Source organism: Streptomyces solincola, from assembly GCF_002982015.1.
In the GTDB taxonomy this organism is placed as follows: Bacteria; Actinomycetota; Actinomycetes; order Streptomycetales; family Streptomycetaceae; genus Streptomyces; species Streptomyces solincola.
Genome location: NZ_PVLV01000264.1, coordinates 1 through 5,440, shown reverse-complemented (window position 1 = coordinate 5,440; position 5,440 = coordinate 1). Strand labels below are relative to the sequence as shown.

Sequence of the window (5,440 nt, the reverse complement as noted above, 5' to 3'; positions counted from 1 at the left end):
GTGCTGGACGTGGGCGCGGGTCTGGAACTGCGGCCCACATTGCAGCGGCTGGTGGACACCGCCGCGGCGCTGACCGGCGCCCGGTACGGCGCGCTCGGGGTCCTGGACCCCGGGCGCGGTGTGCTGACCGAGCTGTACACGACGGGGATGGACGAGGAGCTGCGGCGGCGCATCGGGAAGCTGCCGGACGGGCGGGCCGGGGTGCTGGGGGTGCTGATCCGCGACGCCCGCCCGCTGAAGCTGGACGATCTCACCCTGCACCCCGAGTCCTGCGGCGTACCGCCCGGCCATCCGCCGATGCACGGCTTCCTGGGGGTGCCGGTGCGGGTCGGCGAGGAGGTGTTCGGCAACCTCTACCTCACCGACAAGCGACACGGCGGCTTCACCGACGAGGACCTGGCGACGCTGCGGGTGCTCGCCTCGCAGGCCGGCATCGCGATCGGCAACGCCCGGCTGTACGAGGCCGCCCGGCAGCGGGAGCGGTGGATCGAGGGGGCTGCGGCGGTGACCGCCGCGCTGCTCACCGACGACCCCGACGCGACCGACACGACGGACACGACGGACACGACGGACGGCGCCGCCGACCGGCACGACCCCGCCGACCGGCACGGCGCCGGGGCGGGGCCGGCGGCCGGGCAGGGCGACGATCCGCTGGTCATCGTGGCCGAGCGGGCCCGGGTGCTGGCCGGGGCGGCGGCCGGGGTGGTGCTCCAGCCCACCGAGGAGGGCGGCATGGAGATCGTCGCCGCCTCCACCCCGCACGACCCGGACGACCTGGTCGGCACGGTGATCGCCCCCGGCGCGGCGGTCCTGGTGGACCTGCTGGGCGGGAGGCCGGTCTTCGTCGCCGACTCGGCCACCGACCCCCGGATGACCACCCATGTCCGCAACCGCTTCGGGCCGTCGATGATGCTGCCGCTACAGAGCGGGGGCCGGCTGATCGGCACCCTGGCCCTGCCCCGGGAGCGGGGCGGCCCGCCGTACACCGCGCTGGACCGGCTGCTGGCCGTGCAGTTCGCCTCGCAGGCGGCGCTGGCCCTCGTCCTCGGCGACGCCCGGCGCGACCGGGAGCGGCTGGCGGTGTACGAGGACCGCGACCGGATCGCCCGCGACCTGCACGACCTGGTGGTGCAGCGGCTGTTCGCCACCATGATGATGCTGGAGTCCACCCGCCGGCGGGCCGAGCCGGCCGAGGACGGGCTGCTGGCGCACGCGGTGGACGAGCTGGACTCGACGATCCAGGAGGTGCGCACCGCGATCTTCGCCCTCCAGCAGCATCCGTTCGAGGCGCCGCGCACCCTGCGCGGGGAGGTGCTGCGGGAGACCGGCGCGGCGGCCGCCCGGCTCGGCTTCCGGCCGTCGGTGCGGTTCACCGGGGCGGTGGACGCGCTGGTGCACGGCCCGGTGGCGCAGCACCTGGTGGCCGCGGTCCGGGAGGCGCTGGACGCCGCCTGCGGGCGCGGCGGGGTGGGCGCGGTACGGGTGGAGGTGGACGCCACCGCCGCCCCCCCGGACGGCGCCCCGGCGGTCCGCCTCACCGTCGTCGACGACGGCGTACGCACGGACGGGCGCGCCGGCGGCACCACGGTGGTCTGGGAGGCGGCCCGGGACGGCGGTCGCTGAGCCGGGGACCGCCGGACCGGCCCGCTCCGGCGGCGTTCGGCGGGGGTCCCGGCGCTCCCCCGTACGGCGTAGCAGCGGCGGCGGCGCGACGGCGGACGGCCTTGACTGGGGGCGTGGACACCGCCGCCAAGCCCGCCGCCGCGCCGCCCGCCGAGGCCGTCGTCCCGGCCGCCGCGTACCGCAACCTGCTCGTCGCCACGATCGGCTTCGCGCTCACCTTCTGGGCGTGGAACCTGATCTCGCCGCTCGGCTCGGACTTCCGCGACCGCCTGGGGCTCAGCTCGTTCCAGCAGTCGCTGCTGGTGGCCGTGCCGGTGCTGGTGGGCTCGCTGGGCCGGATCCCGGCGGGGGCGCTGACCGACCGCTATGGCGCGAAGCTGATGTTCCCGCTGACCTCGGCGCTGACGATCATCCCCGTCCTGCTGCTGATCCCGGCCCGGAACTCCTACGCCGCGATGCTGGTGGTCGGCTTCCTGCTGGGGCTGGGCGGCACCACGTTCGCCATCGGCATCCCGCTGGTGAACTCGTGGTTCCCGCCCGCCAAGCGGGGCTTCGCGCTCGGTGTGTTCGGCATGGGCATGGGCGGGGTGGCGCTCTCCGGCTACTTCACGCCCCGGATCGCCGCGTCCGGGGAGACGCTGCCGTTCGTCGTCGTCGCCATCGCGCTCGCGGCGTACGCGGTGCTGGCGGCGTTCTCCATCACCGACCACCCGCAGCGCAAGGTGCCCGCCGAGTCGCTGGCCTCCCGGCTGGGGCAGGCCGGGCGGCTGCGGGTGACCTGGGAGCTGTCGGCGCTGTACGCGATCGGCTTCGGCGGGATCGTCGCGTTCGGCGTGTACCTGCCGACGTATCTGAAGACCTGGTACGAGCTGTCGCCGACCGACGCGGGCACCAAGGCCGCCGGGTTCGCCCTGGTCACGGTGGTCTTCCGGCCGATCGGCGGCTGGCTGTCGGACCGGGTCCATCCGGCGCTGGTGACCGCCGGGGCGCTTGGCGTGGTGGCGCTGCTGGCCATCGTGCAGGCGTTTGAACCGCCGCTCTACCCGGGCGGCACGATCGCCCTGCTGATCATGGCGGCCGGTCTCGGCACCGCCAGCGGCAGCGTCTTCGCGCTGGTCGCGCAGGTCACCCCGCAGCCCCGGGTGGGCAGCGTGACCGGCATCGTCGGCGCGATGGGGGGCCTGGGCGGGTTCGTGCCGCCGCTGGTGATGGGCGCGATCTACAGCGCCAAGGACTCGTACGCCATCGGCTTCATGTTGCTGTCCGACCTGGCGCTGGCGGGCTGCGTCTACGCGTACGGGCGGATGCGCACCCTGCGGGCCGACGCCTGAGGAGGCCGTGGCCCGGCCCCGCCGGGGTGGTGTTGCCCACAGCCGCCGGGAAGCCGCTTCCCGGCCGCCGGCCCTGGGGAGAATGGCCGGTCAGGGGCCGTGCCGGTACGGGCGCGGGACCCCCTGAGGCGAGGAGGACCAGCGGTGATCCTGTTTCCGGAACTGGCGGCCGCCGAGGCGGGGAAGCCGGCGGCCGACCGGCCGGCCCTGCGCTTCGGCGAGCACGCGCTGAACTACAGCGAGCTGCGCGCGGCGGCCGCCGCCACGGCGGCCCGGCTCGGCGGCGCGGAACGGGTCGCGGTGTGGGCGACGCCGGGACCGCAGACGGCGGTCGCGGTGGTGGCCGCGCTGCTGGCCGGCATCCCCGCCGTACCGCTGAACCCGCGCAGCGGTGAGCGGGAGCTGGCGCACATCGTGGCGGACAGCGCGCCCGGCCTGGTGCTCGCGGCCCCCGGCGACACCTTGCCGGCCGCACTCGCCGCGCTCCCCCGCGTCGACGTGCCGTTGACGCCGGCGGCCGGCCGGCGCGGCGTACTGGCCGGGGACGCGGCCTCGCCCGAGGCGCCCGCGCTGGTCGTCTACACCTCGGGCACCACCGGCCCGCCCAAGGGCGCGGTGCTGCCGCGCCGGGCGCTGGCGGCCACCCTCGACGCGGTCGCCGAGGCGTGGCAGTGGACGGACGCCGACGTGCTGGTGCACGCGCTGCCGCTGTTCCATGTGCACGGGCTGGTGCTGGGGGTGCTGGGCCCGCTGCGGCGCGGCGGCGCCGTGCGCCATCTGGGCTCCTTCGACCTGGGGGCGGTCGCCGGGGCGCTGGCGGACGGCGGGACGATGCTGTTCGGGGTGCCGACGATGTACCACCGGATCGCCGAGGCGCTGCCCGGCGACCCGGCGCTGGCGGCGGCGCTGGCCGGGGCCCGGCTGCTGGTGTCCGGCTCGGCGGCGCTGCCGGTGCGCGACCACGAGCGGATCACCGCCGCCACCGGGCGGCGGGTGGTGGAGCGGTACGGGATGACGGAGACGCTGATGCTCACCAGCGTCCGGGCGGACGGGCCCGTGGCGGACCGGCCCGGCTCGGTCGGGACGCCGCTGCCCGGGGTCGGCCTGCGTCTGGTGGACGAGGAGAGCGGCACGGAGCTGAGCGCGTACGACCGCGCGAGCGGCGGGTGGCTCTCGGGGTACGACGGGGAGGGCGTCGGCGAGATCCAGGTGCGCGGCCCGAACCTGTTCAGCGGCTATCTGAACCGGCCGGACGCCACGGCCGCCGCGTTCGACGGGGAGTGGTTCCGCACCGGCGACATGGCGGTGCGGGACGCCGACGGCTCGGTGCGGATCGTGGGCCGCCGGGCGACGGACCTGATCAAGAGCGGCGGCTACAAGATCGGCGCCGGGGAGATCGAGAACGTGCTGCTCGGCCACCCGGGGGTGCGCGAGGCGGCCGTCACCGGCGAGCCGGACCCGGACCTGGGGGAACGCGTGGTCGCCTGGATCGTCCCGGCCGACCCGGCGGACCCGCCCGGCCCGGCGGAGCTGGCCGACCTGGTGGCGGCCGAACTCGCCCCGCACAAGCGCCCCCGGACGGTGCGCTGTCTGGACGCGCTGCCCCGCAACGACATGGGCAAGGTCATGAAGCGGGCGCTGGGCGGTGGCTGACGCGGTGGCGGGCGGGCGGCTGACCTCCGCGGAGGCGATATCGCTGGTCGCGGAGGTCTTCGAGGAGCAGCGGCCGCCCGAGCGGGCCGGGGCGCCGGACGGGCCGCTGGGCTGGGCCGGCTACGACGCTGCCCGCGCGCGGGCGGCCGAGGCGACCGGCGCGGCGGAGTCGGTGCGGTACGGCCTGGCGGTCGTCGGCGGCCACCGCTGTGTGCTGCTGGTCTTCGAGTTCGGCTTCCTGGGCGGCTCGCTGGGCGAGCGGGCGGGCGACCGGTTGGCGGCCGCGTACCGCCTGGCGGGCCGGGAGCGCGTACCGCTGGTGTCGCTGGTGGCGACCGGCGGCAGCCGGATGCAGGAGGGGATGGTGGCGCTCGGCCAGCTCCAGCGGGTGGCCCGGGAGGCGGCGGCGCTGCGGGCCGCGGCGGTGCCGCACCTGGCGGTGCTGCGCGACCCGGCGACCGGCGGCGGCTGGGCGACGGTCGGCGCGGGCGCGGACGTGGTGCTGGCGCTGCCCGGGGCGCAGGTGGGGTTCGCCGGGTCGCGGGTGCGGCCCCCGGACGCGGACCCCTCGGCGTACACCGCGGAAGGGCAGTTCGCGGCCGGCCAGGTGGACGCGGTCGTCCCGCCGGAGCACCTGCGCGAGACGCTGGCGCGCTGGCTGGGCGCGCTGCGCCGGACCGCGACCGAGGGCCCGCCGGAGCCCGCGCCGGTGCCGCAGCGGCCGCCGCAGTCGCCACCGGTGGAGTCACCGGTACGCGGATGGGACGCGGTACGGGCGGCCCGCGCCCCGGAGCGGCCGCGCGCCGACGCGTATCTGGACCACTACTTCGCCC

General features: G+C 77.0%; 4 protein-coding genes. All 4 read left to right on the top strand.

Annotation, left to right across the window (positions count from 1 at the left end; genetic code table 11):
* On the top strand, positions 1–1,623 hold a 1,623-nt coding region (locus C6N75_RS17550), incomplete at its 5' end, for a GAF domain-containing sensor histidine kinase (protein ID WP_258177472.1).
* A gap of 113 nt (positions 1,624–1,736) precedes the next feature.
* Entirely contained in the window at positions 1,737–2,954 is a 1,218-nt protein-coding gene (locus tag C6N75_RS17545; RefSeq protein WP_105869846.1) for an MFS transporter, read from the top strand.
* A gap of 144 nt (positions 2,955–3,098) precedes the next feature.
* Positions 3,099–4,607: an AMP-binding protein gene (locus tag C6N75_RS17540; RefSeq protein ID WP_105869845.1), complete on the top strand. Its 1,509-nt coding sequence runs from the start codon at positions 3,099–3,101 to the stop codon at positions 4,605–4,607.
* Positions 4,600–5,440: carboxyl transferase domain-containing protein (locus tag C6N75_RS17535; protein ID WP_322888059.1), on the top strand; the 841-nt coding region annotated here is incomplete at its 3' end. The genes C6N75_RS17540 and C6N75_RS17535, both read left to right, overlap by 8 nt.